Source organism: Streptomyces sp. NBC_00212, from assembly GCF_045206365.1.
In the GTDB taxonomy this organism is placed as follows: domain Bacteria; phylum Actinomycetota; class Actinomycetes; order Streptomycetales; family Streptomycetaceae; genus Streptomyces.
This window is the reverse complement of sequence record NZ_CP108115.1, coordinates 7,749,805-7,770,083: the sequence shown is the minus strand read 5'-3', so window position 1 is coordinate 7,770,083 and position 20,279 is coordinate 7,749,805. Positions and strand designations below refer to the sequence as shown.

Annotated in this window: 17 protein-coding genes and 1 tRNA gene; 6 read left to right on the top strand and 12 right to left on the bottom strand. The window is 72.3% G+C overall.

Annotation, left to right across the window (positions count from 1 at the left end; translation table 11 throughout):
• Positions 1–34: 34 nt before the first annotated feature.
• The 3 genes from OHA17_RS35420 to OHA17_RS35410 form a co-directional block, all read right to left on the bottom strand.
• Positions 35–1,327, bottom strand: coding sequence for a condensation domain-containing protein (locus OHA17_RS35420; RefSeq protein WP_406509885.1), 1,293 nt, complete (start codon positions 1,325–1,327; stop codon positions 35–37).
• 94 nt (positions 1,328–1,421) lie between these two features.
• The gene (locus tag OHA17_RS35415) at positions 1,422–2,723 is read right to left on the bottom strand and encodes an MFS transporter (RefSeq protein ID WP_406509884.1); all 1,302 of its coding nucleotides are present in this window, start codon (positions 2,721–2,723) and stop codon (positions 1,422–1,424) included.
• Between the two features lie 353 nt (positions 2,724–3,076).
• A complete protein-coding gene (locus OHA17_RS35410; RefSeq protein WP_406509883.1) occupies positions 3,077–3,511 on the bottom strand; it encodes a DUF6299 family protein in 435 nt (144 codons plus the stop codon).
• 434 nt (positions 3,512–3,945) lie between these two features.
• Between OHA17_RS35410 and OHA17_RS35405 the strand changes: the two genes are divergently transcribed.
• Together OHA17_RS35405 and OHA17_RS35400 are read left to right on the top strand one after the other, a co-directional pair.
• On the top strand, positions 3,946–5,079 hold the full coding sequence (locus tag OHA17_RS35405) for a glutamate--cysteine ligase (protein ID WP_398875181.1): 1,134 nt from the start codon (positions 3,946–3,948) through the stop codon (positions 5,077–5,079).
• A 309-nt stretch (positions 5,080–5,388) separates the two neighbouring features.
• Entirely contained in the window at positions 5,389–6,012 is a 624-nt protein-coding gene (locus tag OHA17_RS35400; protein WP_406509882.1) for a hypothetical protein, read from the top strand.
• 73 nt (positions 6,013–6,085) lie between these two features.
• On the opposite strand, the gene OHA17_RS35395 is transcribed toward OHA17_RS35400, so the two are convergent.
• From OHA17_RS35395 to OHA17_RS35375, 5 genes are all read right to left on the bottom strand, one after another.
• Entirely contained in the window at positions 6,086–6,799 is a 714-nt protein-coding gene (locus tag OHA17_RS35395; protein WP_406509881.1) for a ribonuclease H, read from the bottom strand.
• An 89-nt stretch (positions 6,800–6,888) separates the two neighbouring features.
• The gene (locus tag OHA17_RS35390) at positions 6,889–7,413 is read right to left on the bottom strand and encodes a DUF3592 domain-containing protein (protein ID WP_406509880.1); all 525 of its coding nucleotides are present in this window, start codon (positions 7,411–7,413) and stop codon (positions 6,889–6,891) included.
• Positions 7,414–7,629: 216 nt separating this feature from the next.
• Entirely contained in the window at positions 7,630–8,073 is a 444-nt protein-coding gene (locus tag OHA17_RS35385) for a lamin tail domain-containing protein (RefSeq protein WP_406509879.1), read from the bottom strand.
• Positions 8,074–8,390: 317 nt separating this feature from the next.
• Positions 8,391–8,464, bottom strand: a tRNA-Met gene (locus OHA17_RS35380).
• A gap of 153 nt (positions 8,465–8,617) precedes the next feature.
• Positions 8,618–8,803, bottom strand: coding sequence for a DUF1059 domain-containing protein (locus tag OHA17_RS35375; protein WP_053726783.1), 186 nt, complete (start codon positions 8,801–8,803; stop codon positions 8,618–8,620).
• A 202-nt stretch (positions 8,804–9,005) separates the two neighbouring features.
• Between OHA17_RS35375 and OHA17_RS35370 the strand changes: the two genes are divergently transcribed.
• Positions 9,006–10,163: a serine hydrolase domain-containing protein gene (locus tag OHA17_RS35370; RefSeq protein WP_406509878.1), complete on the top strand. Its 1,158-nt coding sequence runs from the start codon at positions 9,006–9,008 to the stop codon at positions 10,161–10,163.
• A 78-nt stretch (positions 10,164–10,241) separates the two neighbouring features.
• Positions 10,242–10,415: a hypothetical protein gene (locus OHA17_RS35365; protein ID WP_398875168.1), complete on the top strand. Its 174-nt coding sequence runs from the start codon at positions 10,242–10,244 to the stop codon at positions 10,413–10,415.
• An 86-nt stretch (positions 10,416–10,501) separates the two neighbouring features.
• Here OHA17_RS35365 and OHA17_RS35360 read toward each other — a convergent pair whose 3' ends face one another.
• Complete coding sequence (locus OHA17_RS35360; protein WP_406509877.1) at positions 10,502–11,536, bottom strand: PHP domain-containing protein; 1,035 nt, start codon at positions 11,534–11,536, stop codon at positions 10,502–10,504.
• A gap of 175 nt (positions 11,537–11,711) precedes the next feature.
• Here OHA17_RS35360 and OHA17_RS35355 point away from each other — a divergent pair, with 175 nt between their 5' ends.
• Complete coding sequence (locus OHA17_RS35355) at positions 11,712–12,695, top strand: trypsin-like serine peptidase (RefSeq protein ID WP_406509876.1); 984 nt, start codon at positions 11,712–11,714, stop codon at positions 12,693–12,695.
• Between the two features lie 116 nt (positions 12,696–12,811).
• Here the strand turns inward: OHA17_RS35355 and OHA17_RS35350 are convergent, their stop codons facing one another.
• From OHA17_RS35350 to OHA17_RS35340, 3 genes are all read right to left on the bottom strand, one after another.
• A complete protein-coding gene (locus OHA17_RS35350; protein ID WP_053726779.1) occupies positions 12,812–13,189 on the bottom strand; it encodes a hypothetical protein in 378 nt (125 codons plus the stop codon).
• Positions 13,190–13,233: 44 nt separating this feature from the next.
• A complete protein-coding gene (locus OHA17_RS35345) occupies positions 13,234–14,109 on the bottom strand; it encodes a C40 family peptidase (RefSeq protein ID WP_406509875.1) in 876 nt (291 codons plus the stop codon).
• A gap of 202 nt (positions 14,110–14,311) precedes the next feature.
• The gene (locus OHA17_RS35340; RefSeq protein WP_406509874.1) at positions 14,312–18,076 is read right to left on the bottom strand and encodes a helix-turn-helix domain-containing protein; all 3,765 of its coding nucleotides are present in this window, start codon (positions 18,074–18,076) and stop codon (positions 14,312–14,314) included.
• 397 nt (positions 18,077–18,473) lie between these two features.
• Here OHA17_RS35340 and OHA17_RS35335 point away from each other — a divergent pair, with 397 nt between their 5' ends.
• Positions 18,474–20,258 carry a M4 family metallopeptidase gene (locus OHA17_RS35335; RefSeq protein WP_406509873.1) on the top strand — a complete coding sequence of 595 codons (1,785 nt, stop codon included), beginning with the start codon at positions 18,474–18,476 and terminating at the stop codon, positions 20,256–20,258.
• Positions 20,259–20,279 lie beyond the last annotated feature (21 nt).

Sequence of the window (20,279 nt, the reverse complement as noted above, 5' to 3'; positions counted from 1 at the left end):
GCGATGTCCGCGTGGGAGACGGGTCGGGCCGGGCTCAGTGGGCCGGGGCCTCGGCGGGCAGTGCCGCGCACAGGGCCGCGAAGGCGTCTTCGGCCGCGGCGTCGTCGAGGACCGAGCGGTCCCACACCATGCGGAGGTGGAGTTCGGGGCCCTGGGTGGCGGAGACGGCGAAGGGGGCGCGGACCTGTCGGCCGCCGATGTGCACCTCGCGGCCGGCCGTCCCGCCGAGCCTCAGCGGGGTTCGATTGCGGGCGTCGTCCACGGTGAGCAGCCCGTCGAGCCGGCCGGACCAGGCGGAGCCGCCCGCCCGGGCCGCCCGCACGACTTCGTCGAACGGGGTGTCGGCGCGGTCCAGGTCGTCCCACCAGTCGGTGGCGGTCACCTCCGGCGCCGGGGCGCTGCCCGTGTCGGCGGGGAAGACGACGGTGTTCAGGAAGCAGCCGAGCACGGGCTCGGCTCCGGCCGGGCGGCCGCCCCACGGGTAGCCGACGGGAGCCACGGGCCCCGTCCCGAACAGGGCTCCGGCGGCCGCCCGACAGGCATCGAGCAGCGCCGGGAAGGGGACACCTCCGGCAGGTGACGGGAGCCTCAACTCCACGGCGCCGGTGGGCAGTTCGGCGGATGTGCGCCGGGAGCCGGGCAGCGGGGCCTGCTCGTGGACCGTACGCAGCCGCTCTCCCCAGTAGGTGAGCGCGCGGGGCGAGGCGGCGCGGTCCTCGGCGTCGAGCTGGCGCAGGACGGCGTCCCGGTAGGCGGCGAGTTCGGCGGCCGCCTCGGCGGGCGACAGGGCGTCCGGTCCCAGGCGGGCGCGGTAGGCGTCGCCGAGTTCCTCGACGATGCGGGCGAGCGACTGGCCGTCGCAGGCGGTGTGGTCCAGGACGACGGCGAGCAGTTCCTCCTCGGCGTGCGGGCCGCCGTCGGCGAGGAACAGCCGCAGGGGCGGGCCGTCGGCGGGCCAGCCGGCCAGCGTCCGGCGCAGCGCGTCCTCGGCGCCCTCGCCGGGTGCGCGGTCGACGTGTTCCAGCGGTACGTCCGCCGGTTCGGGCCGCAGCGCGGGCGTGCCGCGCACGACGCACGGCCGCGAGCGCAGTACGGGGTGGCGGGCGGCCAGGTGGTTCGCGGCGGCACGCAGCCGTGCCTCGTCGACGGTGCCGCGCGGGAAGGCGAAGAACATCGGGACGATGTCGGCGCGACCCGCGGGATCCAGGGCGCGTACGAGCAGGAAGCGCCGCTGGGCCCCGGTGACGGGCAGCAGTCCGGCCGCCGGGTCACCTGCGCCGAGGCGCTGGTAGCGGGCCAGATACTGGCCCGTGATGCTGGGGAGCACGTGATCCTCTCTCGGGGTTGGGAACTCTCGGGGCGGGGGGTCGCTGGCTTGAACTGGCGTGCAGTCAAGGGGAGTTGCCCTGAAGGACGGTCGGTCAGGCGACGGGGACGGTCTCGTCCTGTCCCGGCGTCGCGTCCTGCCGGGTGCCGTCCTCGGTGTGCGCGGTCTCGGTACGTGCGGTCTCGGAATGCACGGTCTCGGGCAGATCGCGCATCCGGCGCAGCGGGGAGAGCAGCAGCGGCAGCGGCACGGCGAGGAAGCCGATCGCGCAGATCCACAGGGCCGCGCGCGCGCCGGACGCGTCCGCGACGGCGCCGCCGACGAGTGCGCCGAGCGGCAGGGTGCCCCACATCATGAAGCGCAGGGTGGCGTTCATCCGCCCCAACAGGCGCGGCGGGCACAGGGTCTGACGGAAACTCACCTGGGCGACGTTGTAGACCACGGCGCCGAAGAAGACCACGCCTGAGGCGAGGGCGAAGAGCGCGGCGGCCAGGCCCTTGCCGGACAGCGGCCACAGCAGCGCGAACGGGCCGGTGACCAGGGCCGACAGCCAGATGATGCGGGCCTGGCCGAAGCGGCCGGCGAGGCGGCCCGCGCAGAGCGCGCCGGCGAGTCCGCCGACGGCCGACGCCGAGAGCATCACGCCGATGGCGGCCGGAGGCAGGTCGAGGACCCGGACCAGGAAGATGGTCTGGGTGGCCATGAGCATCGCGGTGAAGAAGTTGCCCAGCGCGGTGGTGCCCGCGATGACGCGCAGCAGCGGGTGGCCGAGCACGAAGCGCAGGCCTTCCGCGACTTCCTTGCGCAGGGAGGCGCCGGGGACCGGTTCGGGCTTGCTCTCGGGGCGGCGGATGGCCAGGAGGAAGAGGGCAGAGACGGCGTAGCCGACGGCGTCGGCCACGATCGCCAGATGTGCTCCGACGAGCTGTACGAGGCCGCCGCCGAGCCCGGGGCCGGCCACCTGCGCCGAGGAACGTACCGTCTCCAGGGCCCCGTTGCCGGCCACCAGGTGCTCCCTGGGCAGGAGTTGGGGAAGATAGCTCTGATGGGCGACGTCGAAGAAGACGGTCGCGACGCCCACGACCAGGGCGACGACGTACAGCTGGGCCATGGTCAGCACGCCCGCCACGGCGGCGAGCGGGACGCTGGCCATGGCCAGGCAGCGGACCGCGTCGGCGCGGATCATCAGCGTCAGCTTGCGCATCCGGTCGACCCAGGCCCCCGCGGGCAGTCCGATGAGCAGGAACGCGGCGGTCTCGGCGGCGGTGAGCAGTCCCACCTGGAAGGCGGGCGCCTTGAGTTCGAGCACGGCCACCAGGGGCAGTGCGACCAGGGTGACCTGAGCGCCGACCTGCCCGGCCGCCGCTCCGGCGAGCAGCAATCGGAAATCGCGCATACGGAGCAGGCCACTGGGAGCGGCCCGGGACGAAGGGGACATGCACGAGACCTTCACCGCAGGCCGATCAGGAGTCAAAACAAACAGGACACTTTCGGTCGTTTCTTGCGCCATCCTGACAGTCGATCAAGAAAATCAACGGCCAGATCAGGGCAACGGCCGGATGAATTACAGAAGTTGAGCCCTGACGGCAGAGGACTTTCCCCGCCCTTGAACGAGGGTTTTAAAGGGACAGTGCACCCCCGCACCCCATGAATGCAGGTATGTCCGAAACTCACCGCTCGCACACTTGCGGAGGCAACCAGAAGCGATCTCAGACGTCGGGGGTGCCGGAACGGCGTGGGGAGCAGCCGTCAGTCCTTGGCGGGGCGCAGGTCCACGGCGTGCCAGTCGGCGGCGAGGATGGCGGGCAGCGGCAGGCCGCTGCGGGTGTTCAGTTGCACCAGGGTCGCCTCGACCTTGGCCGACCCGGGTGTCACCGGTGTCCCGCCCGAGACCCTGCCCCGGTTGACCCAGGCGTGTTCGGCGCCGTCGCACCTGGCGGACGTGCCGCCGATGCCGTGGCCCTCGTCGCCGGTCCGCACCGTACTCGCCACGAAGACCGGACCGGACCCAGAGGGGACGGAACACCGGTAGGTGCCCGAGAGGGTGACGGTGCCGTCCGTGGAGACCGTCCCGGTCTCATCGGCGGACAGGGTGTTCGAGGCGGCGGCGGCCGGGACGGAGGCCGCACCGAGAAGGACTCCGGCGGCGACAATGGCCCCGGCGGCAGCAAGTCTTACGCGCATCGGCAGATCTCCTACGTCCGTACGTACGTTCGCGTGGTGTGCGACGTTCCTGTGTGGTGGTGGGCCGTGTGCTGGGGGTCCATGTGGTCGGGGCCCATGTGGTGGCGGTTGATGTAGTGGCACTTCCTCCAGTGGCGCGCGGGCGACGGAGCCGGCGCCCGTGCCTAGCGCCCCAAGGAATACCGCCCGGGCGCCCGCCCGCCGGGGATTCCCCCCGGTCGGTGGCGTGTCAGGCCGGGCAGCGCGACCGTGACCCGAGTGACGGCAGAGCTGCCGTGGCAGCCGCTGGGGCCGGCGGTGCCCGGCCCTCCCGGGTGTGACCGAAAGAGGGCCCCCTCACCGGGAGCCGCGGGCGGCACCGGCCGTGCATGCTGGTGCCCCCGGCCGTTTTCCGTGCCGCCCGACGGGCGCCCGGACAGGATGGGAGCGTCATTTTGCGCACCGTAGGCGTGGAAGAGGAACTGCTCCTGGTCGATCCGGGCAGCGGGCAGCCGTGTGCCCTGTCCTCGGAGGTGCTGGCCCGGCTGGCCAAGAGCGCCGCCGGCGAAGGAGGCCCGGCCAAGGGCACGTTCGCGCGTGAACTGCAGGGTCAGCAGCTGGAGTTCGGGACCCGGCCGCAGACGGACATGGAAGAACTCGGCGCGGAGATAGTGCACTGGCGCCACGAGGCGGCCCGGCACGCGGCCGAAGCCGGAGCGGCGGTCGCCGCCCTCGCGACCTCTCCCCTGCCCGTCCGGCCCGCCGTGAACGTGGGCCGCCGCTACCAGTGGATGGAGGAGCAGTTCGGCCTGACGACCCAGGAACAGCTCACCTGCGGATGCCACGTGCATGTGTCGGTCGCATCGGACGACGAGGGCGTCGCCGTCGTGGACCGGATCCAGCCGTGGCTGCCCGTCCTGACCGCGCTGAGCGGGAACTCGCCGTACTGGCAGGGCGACGACACCCTGTACAGCAGTTACCGCAGCAGGGTGTGGGGGCGGTGGCCCATGTCCGGGCCGACGGGTGTCTTCGGCTCGGCCGAGCGCTACCACTCCCAGGTCGACGACATGGTGACGAGCGGTGTGGTGCACGACCGGGGGATGATCTATTTCGACGCCCGGCTCTCCCACCGCTACCCCACGGTGGAGGTCCGCGTGGCGGATGTGTGCCTGGAGGCCACCACCGCGCTGCTCGTGGCGTGTCTGGTCCGCGCGCTGGTCGAGACCGCCGCCCGGGACTGGCGCAGGGGGCGGCCGCCGCTGGGGCACGGGGTGCAGCTGCTGCGGCTCGCCGCGTGGCGGGCCGCGCGCTCGGGGCTCGACGGCGACCTGCTGCACCCGCTGACCATGCGGCCGGCCCCCGCACCCGTCGTCGCACGGGCGCTCTTCGACCACGTACGGGAGGCGCTCGAAGACAGCGGGGACTTCGCCTGGGCCCACAAGGCGACCGCGGAACTGCTCGCCCGCGGCAACGGCGCCCGCCTTCAGCGCGAGCTGCTCGCCCGCACCGGAAGCCTCAGTCGTGTGGTCGCGGCATGTGTGCGGCGCACCCTGGGCGAGCGGGAACTCCGATACACGACACCGGAATGACGCTCCGCCAGGTGACCCTGGGCGCCGAGGTGTGACAGCGCCCCACACCTTGCGCCTCGCAGATGGGTGCCGGGCTCACACAACACCATCCGATACCCGAAGTACCCCGGGACCGGGAAGCGAGCGGGGGTGGAAATGGCCCTCATCTCAGGGCGCGACATTACTCGGCGTGCCCCCGCAGAGCGGTTGCCCGCAGGATTCATTCACCCTGAGCGGTCTCATCTACTGTCAAGTGGGTGCCCCTACACAGAGGAGGCGCGTAACATCCGGCACCAATCACGTACGCACACGCCCCCGGAGGAACGACTCGTGCCGGACAGCACCACGCTCCAGTCCCAGTACGCTGCCCAGATCCAGAGCGATCTCGACAGCAACGTCGCCGAACGCGAACACATCGCCGGCCAGATCAGTGCGCTCCAGGAGCAGTTGAGCGTCCTGGAGAACAACCACGCCCTGCTTGCCTCCATGCAGCAGGCGATCGGCACCCCTGCCGTGCCCGCACCGGGCAAGGCGTCCAAGAAGGCCGCCGGGGCTCCTGTCCCGCGCATCCCCCAGGCGCGTTCGGCTTCCAAGTCCGCAGGTCGCGCCGCCAAGAAGCAGGCGCAGCCCGCCGCCAAGGCCAAGGCGTCCGGGGGTACTCCCACCCTGCGGGAGCTCGTCGCGACGCACCTCGCGCAGAGCGGTGAGCCGCGCTCCGCGGCCGAGATCACGGCGGGTCTCACCGACGCGCACCCCGGCCGCAGCATCGCCGGCACCGTGGTGCGCAACACCCTCGAAAACCTCGTGGCCAAGGGGCAGGCACAGCGCACCCGACAGAACCGGTCCGTGTTCTACACGGCTCCCGAGAGCGGCGACACCCACACGTCCGCGGCGCCGGCGGACAGCGACGTCAAGAAGGGGGAGGACGCCGTCACCCCCGTGGCCACCGACTGACCGGCGCGCGGTGCCGGCTCGGCCGGCACACGCGTGGCCACCGACCGGACAGGTGACGTGGCAGCCCCGTGCCTCACACCACAGGGCTGCAGTCCGGGTGGCCCCAGCCCTGCTCGCGCTTCATGATGGGAGTGCCTGCGGCATAGGGCCGGCCGCAGGGGCAGCGTCCGGGGAACTTCGCCTTGATGGTCCGCGGCTTGCCCGAACCGGCGCCCGAGGCGGGCGACTTGGCCGCGGAGGATGTCTTGCGCGCGGTGGCGGGCCTGGCCCGCGTCGTGCTGGCGCGAGCCGGGGCGGGTGCCGGCATCTCCTGGTCGCCGAGCGCCGTGCCGGCGGCGCGCTGGGTGGTGGCCGCGTCGCTCGCGGCCTGGTCGGCGATGGCGTTCAGCGGGTCGCCGCCCACCTGGTGTGCGGGCACATAGACGAATTCCACCTCCCGTTCGGCCAGCAACTCATCGATGCGCTCGACGAGTTCACGGTTGGCGACCGGCTTGCCCGCCGCGGTCTTCCACCCGTTGCGCTTCCAGCCCGGCAGCCACTGGGTGACCGCCTTCATGGCGTACTGGGAGTCCATGCGCACCTGCATGGGCGTGCCGGGGTCGACTGCTTCGAGGAGCCGCTCCAGGGCGGTGAGCTCGCCGACATTGTTGGTGGCGGTGCCGAGCGGCCCCGCGCCCCAGCGTTCCGGCCGCCCCTCCGCGTCGGCGATCACCCAGGCCCATCCGGCAGGGCCGGGATTGCCCTTCGAGGCCCCGTCACAAGCGGCAACAACAACACGATCAGACATCGCGCCATCATCCCACCGCCCTCCCCCACACCAGAAATCGCCCACATCGGAGTCCCTCGCCCGGACCGGTCGGAGGCAGACTCGGGCTCTCAGGGCCCGGCGGTGCGATACGGGTCCGGCAAGGGGACCGGACCACCGTCGTCGGCCGAGGCACCCAGGAACACGGCCGCGCCGAAGCCGATCGCGGCGAAGAACAGGCCCACGCAGGTGAAGACCACCATGGCCCCGCCGAAGAGGCACGACACCACCCCGATACCGGTCGGCGCCTCGTCCACGACCGCGCGTTCGGGGCGGTTCGGCAGATAGCGCACCACCACCGGGTCGCCCGTCACATACGGCTGCCGTGATGTCACCCGCACCCGCACATCACGCCCGTCGCCCGCACAGAACCCGACGATGAGACGGCGCTGGTGGTGCACCGGCCCGTCGGAACGGTGGGTGCGCACCACATAGGTCTCCAGACAGCGGGCCTGCGCCATCACCCCCTCACGCAGGGTGCGCTTGTGCTCCGACACCCTGCGGACCACCCAGAGCAGTGCCCCGATGCCCACCACGGCGAACAGCAGACCCACACATCCGAACACCACCCCGAAGGCCCCACCTACAGCGAACATGCCCCACCCCACCCTCATGAAAGCCCCGTGAACCCCGAGAGCCCCACCCACGGCCAAACGTCGCCCGAGAAGATGGGCGGCGGGGTGCGTCGGTTCCCTTTTCCCGAGGCCAGAGGCATGAACGTACGGGCGGGGCGACGGCCGGCACTCCCCTCCCCGAGGTGTGCCGGCCGCGTCAACTACCGCTGTGCGCCCATCAGTTGGCGCTCGGCGGGATCAGTGGCGGCCCCAGGACTTGGTGACGACGACGTGGTTGCGGTTGTCGCGCAGCGTGGCGGTGTCCCCCGTGTTGTTCCACACATAGGCGCGACGGTTCTGGTACACGTCGGTACGGGTGTTGCGGCCGATCCCGGTGTGAACACGTACGGAGGCGTGGCCGCCCAGGGTGAAGCCGCCGAAGGTGTACACGTGGTGGCTGCGGTCGCTGAGCGTCCACCCCTTCAGGTTGACGGTGGAGCGACCGGTGTTGGTGACGGTGACCCACTCGGCGTCGAGGCTGCGCTGCGAGCCGTCGTCCTTGCCGGGGCTGTCGTACTGGATGGCGCCGAAGGTGATCGGCGAGCGCGGAGCGGCGGCGGTGGCGGGCAGAGCCGTGGCGCCGGCGAGTGCGGCGCCGGCCACCAGGACGGCGAAGACACGGGATATGGAACGTGCGGACATGGAAACCCCCAGTTCAGGACGGTGGGCAGCGTGCTGCGCGACCGTCCGACGGTGCGAATGTCCGGCGCTTCTCGCTGCCGGACACCCACACTCTGGACCTCATCCGCACCGGCCGAAGCGGGTGGTTCAACGCGTAACAGAACCCGGACATCGACACACCCCCAGCCCGCCGAGCGCACACGCCCCCGCGCACACCCACCCCAGCGAGCCCGACGCACAGGGTCCCCACAGATTGCCGGGTCGAGGAGGCATACCCGCAAGGGGCCGCCTCACGCATTCGGCCCCCGGCACACTGAGTGCCGGGGGCCGAATTCTCGTAGCGGGGACAGGATTTGAACCTGCGACCTCTGGGTTATGAGCCCAGCGAGCTACCGAGCTGCTCCACCCCGCGTCGGTGAACACCACCCTACGCCACCTGCGGCGGAGCTCTGACCAGTCGGGTCCGCTCGGGTCCAGTCGGGTGCGCTCGGGGCGCGGGGCCCGACGCCTACCTGGAACGGCCCGCAGGGTGGTCGATCCTGGTCCGGGGTTGCTGGGGCGGGCGCTAGACGGTGGCCTCGTCCTTCAGCATCTTCCTTACCTCTTCGCGGAGTTCGGGGGAGTCGGTGTGGCCGTGCACCGATGCGGCGTGCTCGGCGGCCGCCCGGACGACTTCCTCTTCCGTACCGGAGATCGTCAGGCTGCAATTCGAATCGCTCGGGTACTCCCGACAGTCAGCGACCTTACGCATGAGATGCCTCCTCGGGGCGAAATATCCCGGTTCCAGGATCTCACCGTTTCCCCGCGTCGGCGGGGCTACTTCACGTGACCGGCGGTCGCACCGGGTGCACCCCACGGCGCACGGCGCACGGCGACGAGCGATGATTTTGTGGCCCAGAGGGAGTCTCCCTTCCGACGGACTTCGAGAAGCGGACTTCCCAGAAGGTGGGCCCATGAGCGCGTTGCAGAAGATCCTCGACACCTACGTCGACAACGGGACGGTGCCGGGCGCCGTGGCCCTGGTGGCCCGCGGTGACCGCGTGGAGTGCGTGGTCACCGGCTCCCAGGACACGAGCGGCGCCTCCCCGATGACCAGGGACTCGATCTTCCGCATCGCCTCGATCGGCAAACCCGTCACCGCCGCGGCGGTCATGATGCTGGTCGACGACGGGCGGATCGCGCTGGGCGACCCGATCGCCCGATGGCTGCCGGAGCTGGCCTCGCCCATGGTCGTCCGTACGCCGCTCTCCCCCGTCGACGACGTCGTCCCCGCCGAACGGCCGATCACGGTGGCCGATCTGCTGGACTTCCGCGCCGGGTACGGCTTCCCGTCCGACTTCTCCCTGCCGGCCGTCGCGCCCCTGTTCAGCGAGCTCCACCAGGCTCCCCCCCGCCCGCAGTCGGTGCCCGCGCCGGACGAATGGCTCGCGCGGCTCTCCCGCATTCCGATGCTGCACCAGCCGGGCGAGGCCTGGCTGTACAACCTCTGCTCCGACCTCCAGGGCGTCCTGATCGCCCGGGTTTCCGGACGTACGCTGCCCGAGTTCCTGGCCGAGCGCCTCTTCGAACCGCTCGGCATGACCGACACCGGGTTCTCGGTGCCGGCCCGCGATCTGGGCCGGTTCACCAGCTGTTACCGGCCCCTTCCGTCGGGCGGTCTGGAGCTCGTCGACGCCCCCGACGGGCAGTGGAGCACCCCGCCCGCGTTCCCGTCCGGCGCGGGCGGGCTCGTGTCCACCGTCGACGACCTGCACGCCTTCGCCGGGCTGCTGCTCGGCGGCGGGACCGTCGAGGGGCGACGGCTGCTTTCGCCCGAGGCGGTGCGGGAGATGACCACCGACCATCTGACCCCCGCCCAGCGCGCCGCCGGCACGTTGTTCCTGCAGGGCCAGGGCTGGGGATTCGGCGGCTCGGTCGACATCGAGCGCGTCGAGCCGTGGAACGTGCCGGGGCGCTACGGCTGGGTCGGCGGCACCGGTACCGCGGCCTATGTCGTTCCGTCCACCGGCGAGGTCACCATCCTGCTGAGCCAGGTGGAGATGACCGGGCCGACCCCGGCCGCCCTGATGCACGACTTCTGGCGGCACGCCGCCGATCATCACGCTGCGTAATTTCTTGGCGTGCGGTGGGTGACGGGGCGTGCCACGGTGAAGGGGTTCCACCCCACCCACATGCAGGAGTGAATCTCCATGGTCAAGGCCGAAGACTTCCAGGACAAGGCGCGGCAGGCCGCCGAACAGGCCAGGGCGAAGGCCTCCGAGGCCAGACAGCAGATCTCCGAGCGCGCCGACAAGCAGCATGCCGATGACGAGCAGGAGCGGACCGAGCAGGCGATGCGCGACGCCGGGATCGACCGCGGCTGAACCCACGCGGCACGAGAGCCGGGGCTCCACCCAGCACTGGGTGAACGCCCCGGCTCCCACATGCCGGCCCTCTCGAACAGGCCCGCTCAGGCCGCCGGGACCTCGCGGCTCCGGGTCCAGGTCAGCAGATCCTCCATCGCCCAGGTCGTGATGATCCGCTCCGGCGGTACGCCGCACTCCTCGGCCCGCGCGCAGCCGTAGATCTGCCAGTCGAGCTGGCCCGGGGCGTGGGAGTCGGTGTCGATGGCGAACAGGACGCCCGCCTCGACGGCCCGGGCCAAGAGGCGGCGCGGCGGGTCCAGCCGTTCCGGGCGGCTGTTGATCTCCACGGCGGTGCCGCCCTCCGCGCAGGCGGCGAAGACCGCGTCCGCGTCGAACTCGGACTCGGGCCGCCCGCGCCCGGTGACCAGGCGTCCGGTGCAGTGCCCCAGCACATCGGCCAGGGGGTTGCCGACGGCCGCGACCATGCGCCGGGTCATGGCGGCGGCGTCCATGCGGAGCTTGGAGTGGACGGAGACGACCACGACGTCGAGCTGGTCGAGCAGTTCGTCCTCCTGGTCGAGGGAGCCGTCGTCGAGGATGTCGCACTCGATGCCGGTGAGGAGCCTGAACGGCGCCCAGCGCTCGTTGAGTTCGGCCACCACCTCCAGCTGGCTGCGCAGCCGCTCGGCGGTCAGTCCGTTAGCGACGGTCAGCCGGGGCGAGTGGTCGGTGAGCACGGCCCATTCGTGGCCGAGCTCGGCGGCCGTACGCCCCATGTCGTCGATGGTGCTGCCCCCGTCCGACCAGTCGGAGTGCATGTGGCAGTCGCCGCGCAGCGCGGCCCGCAGGTCGTCGCCGCCCACCGCGAGCGGCGCCGCGGCCTCCAGTTCCGACTCAAGGCGCTGGAGGTAGCCCGGCACCTGGTCGGCGAGTGCCTCGCGCACCACCTGTGCGGTCTTCGGGCCGATCCCCTTGACCGATTCCAGGCGCCCGGCCACGGCCGCGCGTTCCCCGACCTCGTCCGGCGGCATGTCCTTGATCGCCGCGGCGGCGGTACGGAAGGCCTGTACGCGGTACGTGGCGCCCTGGCCGCGTTCGAGGAGGAAGGCGATCCGCCTCAGGGCCGACACGGGATCCATGGACACCTCCTGCGAGCGGGGGCCCCGCGAGCACCCTCCCAGCTTCCCTCAGCCGGCGCCCGCTCGCAGGGTCTCGGCGCGGGCACCGAGGCCGCCCGAACGTTTTGAGCCCGGATGGCGGTCGTGTCGACGCGACTCCTTCCGGTGTCCGGGCCCTAGCCTCGCCAGAGTGCTAATGAGACGAAATGCGCACGGTGGCGGCCGGCTCGGGGCGATGCTCGGAGTCGCCCGGTGGGCGGTTCTGATCACGGTGCTCACCTGCACGTTGACGATCTGCCCGGCCCGGGACGACGAGGCCGCCACCGCGGTCGCCTCGCCGGCCCGGGCCGCCGGGCCCTCGGCCGGACCGCCCGGGGCGGCTGCCGCGCGCTACAGCGGCTCCTTCGACGGCGCCGGGGTCGACGGCGCGGGCCACCGCACCTCCCGCCCACAACAGTCGGCGGCGTGTGCGGCCGAGCACCTCCGCCCGGTCCCGCACGACCTGCGGTCGGTCTGCTCGTACCCGGTGGTGGGGGTCTTCCTGCGGCCCGGTGGTGGGCAGTCCTGCACGGCCGCCGTGGTGGACAGCAGGCACGGCGATCTGCTGGTGACAGCGGCGCACTGCCTTCCGCTGGACGGGGCCTCGTTCGCGCCCGGCTATCACGACGGGCTCACCCCGCAGGGCCAGTGGCCGGTCCTGGCCGCGCTGGCGGACCCGCGGTTCACCGGGGCTCGCGACGGCGCCGAGAACTGGCCGTACGACTGGGCGTTCGTGCGGGTGGCCCGGGTCGGCGGCAGAAGCGTGCAGGAGGCGGTCGGCTCCGCGTTCCGTGTGCCCCCGCACCCGGAACGGCTCTCCGATGTCCTCGCCCGGGTCACCCTCATCGGCTATCCGCACGACAGGCCGGGCCAGCACACCTGCACGGTGGACTCCCGGCCCGCCTACGGCGACTTCCGCGAGGCCCGGTGTGCGGGCTTCTCGACCGGGGTGTCCGGCAGCCCGTGGGTGATCTCGGCGCCGGACGGCGGGAGCACCGTGGTCGGGGTGCTCGGCGGCGCCGAGCGGGGTGGCGGCCTCGCGGACGACGTCTCGTACACCGCGCGCTTCGACGCGGGGCTCAGTTCGCTGTTCGCGACGGCGCAGGGAATCGGGCCGCAGGATTCGCTGCTGTTCCCGTGACGCGCCACCCGATCGGCCCCTGACGCGTCATCAACTACATCAACAGGAAAGCGAGTTGGCCGGACCGCCCGTCGGGGGATCGACGGGCGGCCCGGTGCTCTAGAGGGGTGCCGGGGTCAGCACTCGCGCAGGCCGGGGGCGGGGTCCTGGCCGGTCCTCAGGCTGACGGCCGGGACGTTGCCCCAGGCGCCGTTGTCGAGCTGCGTCCAGTACCAGATGTCGTTTCCGCCCTGGTGCGGGTCGCCGTGGCCCCAGCACACGAACCAGTTGAAGTCGGTGGTCAGCGTGCCGCGGGTGGCCGAGCGGTACGAGCGGTCGGCGTAGCCCTTCGCGCCGACCGCGTTGCCGCAGTACAGCCGGCCGTCCGAGCGGACCCCGCACTCGGCCGCGGGCCCGGCGGGTGCGGCGACGGCGGCCGGCAGCCCGGTCGCGGTGAGGCCGGCGGTCAGCGCGGTGGCCGAGAGGAACAGGGCGATCTTCTTGCGTGCGTTCACGGTGAACTCCTTGCGGGTGTGGGTGCGTAGGTGGGCCGGGCTGTTCAGGCGCAGGTGGGGACGCCGTCGAGCCAGGCGGATCCCTGGATGTAGATGTTGGTGATCCATGCCTTGTAGTCGGGCAGGTAGGACCAGGCGTCGTTGCGGTAGCCCTCGGCCTCGACGAGCTGGGCGTGCTTCTGGCAGCCGACCTTCACGCGGGTCGGGCCGGTGAACTTGTTGACCCGGGCGCTCGTGGTGGACGGTTCGGCGTGCGTCCACACGTCGGTGCCCCAGGTGGAGAAGGTGCCGTTCTGGCCCGGGTCCGCGCCGATGCGTACGGCGCCGTTGTAGTCGCCGCCGAGCCGCACGTCGCTGACCATCACATGGGTGCCGGACTGCCGGGCCTCGACCATCTTGCCCGCGCCGAGGTAGACGGCGATGTGGTGGATGGAGTTGTCGCCGCCCCAGGCCATCAGGTCGCCGGGCAGCAGCGGCCCGGTGCCCTGGGCCGCGCCGAAGCGGGCGGTGGCGTGCGAGGAGTGGTACTGGCTGTTGGAGTTGCCGGCCAGGATGTCCTGCCCGGTCGCCCGGGCGTAGGCGTAGCGGACCAGGCCCGAGCAGTCGAAGCCGAGCCGCTCCGGGTCGTGGTTGCTGGCCGGGTCGGTGGGGTCGACCTGCCCGTAGGTGGCGCCGGGCTGCGGCCCGTGGCCGCCGCCCCACGTGTACCAGATGCCGAGCTGGGAGCAGGCCGCCCGGACCGCCGCCTCGGCGGTGGCCGAGGCGCCGGGGGCGAGCACGTCGCAGCCTCCGGCGGCCGCTGCGGCCACCCTCAACTGGGGCGCCGCCGAAGAGAGTTGGGCGGCTGGCACGATGGCGCAGGCCGCCACGATGCCCGCCGCGGCGAGGGTGCGCCGCGCTCTGACCAGCGTATGGTGCATGTCTGTCTCCCCGTTTCGTCGTACGTTCCGAGCGTGCGCCGGGCCGGCGCCTGGCACGCGGCAGATGCTCCTGTGCGGAGCCGGATCACCTGCCGCGGTGGTTCGAGACTGTGCCGTGCGGAGGGCCCCTGTCGAGGTGGCGGCCGTCTCCCGTGCCGACGGGAAACGGGAAACACGCGGGAAACACCCCGGGTTCCGCAGGTCAGTTGGTGGACGGGCACAGGGGCCGGTAGGGCAGGTCGGGCAGCAGGTGGGCCCAGCGTTCGGGCCCGGTGTCGCCCAACAGGCGGCACACCTCGGCCTGTTGGCGGGGTACGTCGGTGTTCCAGAGCCGGACGGTGCCGTCGTTGCTGCTGCTCGCCAGCGTGCCGGGCCGGCCGGGGTCGAAGGTGACGCCCCAGACGGCGCCGGTGTGTCCGCTGAGGGTGGCGATCTGCTCGCCGCGATCAGGGTTCCACAGACGTACGGTCTGGTCGCTGCCGCTGCTCGCGAGGGTCCTGCCGTCGGGGCTGAACGCGACCGCGCGCACCGAGCCGCTGTGCCCGGCGAGAGTGCCGGCCGCCGTGCCGCGGGCGAGGTCCCACAGGCGTACGGTGCCGTCGTTGGCGCCGCTGGCCAGAGTGCGGCCGTCGGGGGCGAACGCGACGGAGCGCACCGAGCCGGTGTGGCCGCGAAGGACGGAACGCGGCCCGCGGCCGGGGTCGTTCACGTCCCACAGCCGCACGGTCAGGTCGTCGCTGCCGCTGGCCAGGGTGCGGCCGTCCGGGCTGAACGCGACGGCGTTGACGAAGTCCTCGTGGCCGTGGAGCGTGGCGTACGGCTTCCGCGTGGCGACGTCCCAGAGGGTGATGGTGCGGTCGGCGCTCGCCGAGGCGAGGAGGCGACCGTCGGGCGAGAAGGCGACCGCGAACACCGAGCCGTCGTGGCCGGTCAGGGTCGCCTCGGGGCGGCCGGTCGCCGCGTCCCAGAGTCTGACCGTGCGGTCGGCGCCCGCGGAGGCGACGAGGCGACCGTCGGGCGAGAAGGCAACGGCGAACACCGAGCCGTCGTGGCCGGTGAGGGTGGTGCGCAGCCGGTGGTGGGCGACGTCCCAGATCCGGACGGTGCGGTCCGCCTCCGCCGAGGCGAGGAGGCTGCCGTCGGGCGAGAACGCGGACTGCCACGCCTCGGTGAACGGCCGTGCGGTGAGCGCGGAGCGGCCCGGGTCCCACAGCACCACGGACTGGTCGAACCCGGCGGTGGCGAGGCGTTCGTCGGGCCCGGCGGCGACGGCCAGGACGTAGTCGGTGTGGCCGGACAGGGTGGCGACCACCCGGTGGTTCACGGCGTCCCACAGTTTGACGGTGCCGTCGCCGCTGGCGCTGATGACGGTGTCTCCGGTCCGCGTGAAGGCCACGGCGTTGACGTCGTCGCTGTGCCCGGTCAGGACGCTGCGCAGGGTCGCGTCGGGCAGGTTCCACAGCCGTACGGTGCGGTCGGCGCCGCCGGATGCCAGGGTGTGGCCGTCGGGGCTGAACGCCACGCCGAGCACCTGGTCGCTGTGGCCGGTGAGGATCACGGGTGGCTGACTGTCCGTCACATCCCAGAGGCGTACGGTGCGATCGGCGGAGGCCGAGGCCACGGTGTGCCCGTCGGGGGCGAAGGCGACCGCCATCACCGCGTCGGTGTGACCGGTGAGGACGGCGCTCGGGGTGCCGTCGGGCACGTTCCACAGGCGTACGGTGCGGTCGGATCCGCCCGACACCAGGGTGTGGCCGTCGGGGCTGAACGCCACGGAGCGGACGGCCCCTTGGTGGCCGGGCAGGATCGCGGTCATGCGGTGGGTGGCGGCGTCCCAGAGCCGGACGGTGCCGTCCGCGCCCGCCGTCGCCAGGCGTGTGCCGTCGGCCGAGTAGGCGACTGAGGTGACCGCTCCGGTGTGGCCGGTCAGGGTGGCCGTCGCCTGGTGGCTCGCGGTGTCCCAGAGCCGCACGCTCGCGTCCGAGCTGGCCGTCGCGAGGGTCTTGCCGTCGGGGCTGAACGCCACCGAGTTGACCGGGCCCGAGTGGCCGCGCAGCCGCCCGTCGAAGTAGGTCGCCTGGGTGCTGAGCAGGGCGCCGCGCGCCTGCGGGGTGCGGTCGGTGCGGTAGGCGTCGGCGGCCAGCAGCATGGAGGCCTCCGGCTGCCCGGCGGCCAGCGCACCCGAGCGCACGGCCAGGGCCTGCGACTGGGCGGTGCGGCTCTGGTCCAGGGCCCGTTGACGCTGCTGGAAGGCGAGGGCTCCGGCCGTCACCGCGACCGCGAGGAGCCCGGCGAGGGTGACGAGCAGGGCGCGGCGGATCCGGGTCTGGCGCCGGGCCGTGCGCTCCCCGCGCCCTTCCTCGGCTTCGCAGGCATCGACGAACTCCCGCTCCACCGGCCCGAGTTGGGCCCGGTCGGAGGCCTGCTGCGTCCGGTCGCGCACGGCGGCGAGGCGGGTGCCCCGGTAGAGGAGGCTCGGGTCGCGGTCGGCCCGGACCCACTGGGTCGCGGCGTCGGAGACCTCCTGGCGCATCACCAGGCCCGCCCGGTCTGCGTCGATCCAGCCGCGCAGCCGTGGCCAGGCGTGCAGGAGGGCCTCGTGGGTGATCTCCACCGCCTCGCTGCCCGCGGTGACGAGCCGGGCGCGGACGAAGGCGTCGAGGGCGCGGGCGCCGGACTCGGGGTCGGTCAACTGCCGTATCAGCAGGTCGCGTTCGACGGGTCTGCGGGTCTCCGCGCTGTCGTCCGCCACGTGCACGAGGCGGACGAGGAGCTGGCGGGCCGTCAGCTGTTCGGCCGGGTCGAGCCGGGCGTGGACCGACTCGGCGGTGCGGGCGACGGCGCCGTGGATGCCGCCGGTCGTCTCGTAGCCGGCCACGGTCAGGGTGCGGCTGGTGCGCTGCTGCCAGGTGACGAGGAGGGCGTGCGCGAGCAGGGGGAGCGAGCCGACGGAGGCCGCCGAGTCGGTGCCCAGATCCCTCAACAGGAGTTCCACCAGGCCTGGTTCGAGGCTGAGCCCGGCTCGTTCAGCGGGTCCCGTGATGGCCTGGCGCAGCTGGGTTGCGGACATCGGGCCGAGAGCGAACAGGCCGTGCGTGAAGACCTCCACGAGGTGCGGGTGGTCCAGGCAGCGGCCGCAGAAGTCGGCGCGCAGGCCGACCACGACGGCGGCGCGGGCGGTGGCGCCGTCGACGTCGCGGGCGGTGGCCAGGGAGTGGAGGACCGCGACGAAGTCGCGGCGCTCACGCTCGTCCTCGCAGAGGGTGAAGACCTCCTCGAACTGGTCGACCACGAGGACCAGGCCGGGGCTGCGGCCGTGCGCCGCGCAGGCGTCGAGCAGGGTGCGCGGGCGCGCGGCCAGCGCTTCGGGGGTGATCTCCGCGCCCGCCGCGCCGAGCACGTCGGACGCGCAGCGCAGAAGTTCCTTGAGCGGGTGGGCGGTTGGGGTGCACACCACGACCGGCCAGTCGTCGGAGCCGGGTACGGGCAGGGCGCCGCGGCGCAGCGCGGGCAGCAGCCCGGCCTGGAGCAGCGAGGACTTCCCGGCGCCCGAAGGGGCGACCACGGCGAGCGGGCCGCGGCCCATCCGTTCGGCGAGCCGTCCGGTCAGTTCGGCCGTCGCGCTCTCGCGGCCGTAGAACCATGCGGCGTCCTGCGGCCCGTAGGCGGCGAGCCCGCGGTAGGGGCACTGGGCCGTCTCGGCGGGGCCGCCGTGCGCGGTGCGCGCAGCGGGCACGGCGGCCGGTTTGGGCAGCAGGCGCACGAGTTCGCCCTGGGCGCCAAGGGCGTCGTCGCAGCGGCGGGCGACGTCGAGGGTGGGCGGCTTGCTGCCGTTCTCGATCTTGCTGAGGTATCCCTTGCTGTAGTGGATCGAGCGGGCCAGTCCCGTGAGGGACACCTTGCGCAGGCCTCGCAGGCGCCGCAGCTCCGCTGCGAATCCGTCGGCCGTTTCGTCGTCCGTTGGCACGGCACCTACCTTTCCGTGACGGACGGGGCGTACGCCTGAAAAGGACGAACTTCGTCGGGTTCCGGTCGGCAACAGACGTACGAGCCGGGTTCGTTGGGCAACGCGAACTCCGTACCTGGACCTTCGCCCAAACCTTGCGGGAGCCGGGCAACCCCTTGGCGTGATCATGCATCTGGGCCGGTGAGGGGAGCTGGACACCTTCCAGCCATCGAAGTCCCGGGCAATTGTTAAATCTGGGTTCCGGGAGCACAGAACTCGATCATCCCTCTTTACATGTTCATGCCAGGCATAGCAGGGTTTCGGCCGGGACCACACGGTCCCCACGGTGCACAACAGCACCGTGCGTACGGGTGGTTGTTGAGCCGACCGCCCCCGCACCCTCTAAGGACCCCCCACCGTGCGTACACCCCACATACGCAGCCTGGCGATAGCCCTGGCCGTCACCACGGCCGTCACCATCACGGCGGGAAGCGGGGCCACGGCCTTCGCCGCCCCGACCGCCCAGGGGGCCACCGCCCCCGCCGCGAGCGCCGGTTTCCAGCCGGTGATCGACGCGGCCCGCACCGCGGCCGTCGCCCACGCCTCCGCCACCGGAGTCGGCAAGGACGACACGCTTCAGGCCACCGACGTCCTGGTCGACGCCGACGGCAAGCAGCACGTCCGCTTCATACGCTCGCACCGCGGACTCCCGGTCCTCGGCGGCGACCTCGTCATCCACCTCGACGCCAGATCCGGCTACACCGGTGTGACCCGGGCACTGCGCCACCAGGTCGACGTTCCCACCACCAGCGCCAAGGTGACGGCGGGACAGGCCCAGGCGAAGGCCGCCGCCATCGCGAAGGGCACGGCCGGCGCCGCCCAGCTCGTGGTCGACGCCCGCGCCGGGCGCTCGGCGCTCGCCTACCAGATCCAGGTGAAGGACAGCTCCACCGCCGAGTCCGGCAGCCGTACGGTCGTCGTCGACGCGGCCACCGGCACGGTCCTCAGCAACACCCCGGCCAGCGATTCGTTCCTGTCGCCCAGCGTCCAGGAGAAGCTCCGCAAGAGCGGCCAGAAGCTCAGCCCCGCGCTGGGCACGGCGTCGCCGGCCCCGTTCGCCTCGTCCGCCGCGACCGGTTTCCCCGCACAGGCGACCGGCACCGGCTCGTCCCTGTTCGTCGGCAGCGTGTCGCTGACCACCACGCAGACCGCGAAGAGCGCCTTCACGCTCAAGGACCCGAGCCGCGGCCAGACCGAGACCCGCGACGCCGGCAACAAGGAGCTGGAGCAGTTCACCGGCGGCAAGGCGTTCACCAGCACCACCAACCGCTGGGGCACCGGAAAGGCGAGCGACCGCTCCACGGCCGCCGTCGACGCGCAGTACGGCATCACCAGCACCCTCGACTTCTACAAGAAGACGTTCGGCCGCAACGGGATCAAGAACGACGGGGCCGGCGCGCACGCCCTTGTGCACTTCGGCAGCAAGGTCGGCAACGCCTTCTGGTCCTCCGACTGCGGCTGCATGCTGTACGGCGACGGTGACGGGCAGACCTTCGCGCAGCCCCTCGTCGTCCTCGACGTCACCGGCCACGAGCTCACCCACGGCGTCGTGGACGCCACGGCGAACCTCCAGCCGACCCGTGTCGACGCCAACGACAACCAGTTCGGCGAGCCCGGCGCGCTGAACGAGTCGCTCGCCGACATCTTCGGCAGCAACGTCGAGTTCGCCACCAACAACCCGAACAACCCGCCCAACTACCTGATGGGCGAGAAGCTCGGCCTGCAGCAGAAGTTCCTGCGCCGCCTGGACAAGCCGTCCCTCGACAAGCTCGAAGGCACGGTCGACTACTGGTCGAAGGCGTCGTACGACACCGAGGTCCACGCGGGTTCGGGCGTCTCCTCGCACGCCTACTACCTGCTGGCCGAGGGCAGCGGCAAGAAGACCATCAACTCGGTGGCCTACGACTCGCCGACCTACGACGGCTCGACGGTGGCCGGCATCGGCCGGGACAAGGCGACGCAGATCTTCTACCGGGCGCTCACCCGGTACATGGTCTCCACGACCGACTTCCACGACGCCCGCACCGCCACGCTGAGCGCGGCCGCCGACCTGTACGGCGCGAGCAGCACCGAGTACAAGACGGTGGACAAGGCCTGGGCCGCCGTCAACGTGACCGCGGCGAACGCCCCGTCCGCCAACTGACCGAGCACACCACTGCCGCCC

Bases quoted from the DNA above. Each gene is read 5' to 3' on its own strand.
- OHA17_RS35410 (WP_406509883.1), bottom strand. From the start codon at position 3,511: ATGCGCGTAAGACTTGCTGCCGCCGGGGCCATTGTCGCCGCCGGAGTC.
- OHA17_RS35345 (WP_406509875.1), bottom strand. From the start codon at position 14,109: ATGCACCATACGCTGGTCAGAGCGCGGCGCACCCTCGCCGCGGCGGGC.
- OHA17_RS35390 (WP_406509880.1), bottom strand. From the start codon at position 7,413: ATGTTCGCTGTAGGTGGGGCCTTCGGGGTGGTGTTCGGATGTGTGGGT.
- OHA17_RS35360 (WP_406509877.1), bottom strand. From the start codon at position 11,536: ATGGATCCCGTGTCGGCCCTGAGGCGGATCGCCTTCCTCCTCGAACGC.
- OHA17_RS35415 (WP_406509884.1), bottom strand. From the start codon at position 2,723: ATGCGCGATTTCCGATTGCTGCTCGCCGGAGCGGCGGCCGGGCAGGTC.
- OHA17_RS35395 (WP_406509881.1), bottom strand. From the start codon at position 6,799: ATGTCTGATCGTGTTGTTGTTGCCGCTTGTGACGGGGCCTCGAAGGGC.
- OHA17_RS35365 (WP_398875168.1), top strand. From the start codon at position 10,242: ATGGTCAAGGCCGAAGACTTCCAGGACAAGGCGCGGCAGGCCGCCGAA.
- OHA17_RS35370 (WP_406509878.1), top strand. From the start codon at position 9,006: ATGAGCGCGTTGCAGAAGATCCTCGACACCTACGTCGACAACGGGACG.
- OHA17_RS35375 (WP_053726783.1), bottom strand. From the start codon at position 8,803: ATGCGTAAGGTCGCTGACTGTCGGGAGTACCCGAGCGATTCGAATTGC.
- OHA17_RS35385 (WP_406509879.1), bottom strand. From the start codon at position 8,073: ATGTCCGCACGTTCCATATCCCGTGTCTTCGCCGTCCTGGTGGCCGGC.
- OHA17_RS35355 (WP_406509876.1), top strand. From the start codon at position 11,712: ATGAGACGAAATGCGCACGGTGGCGGCCGGCTCGGGGCGATGCTCGGA.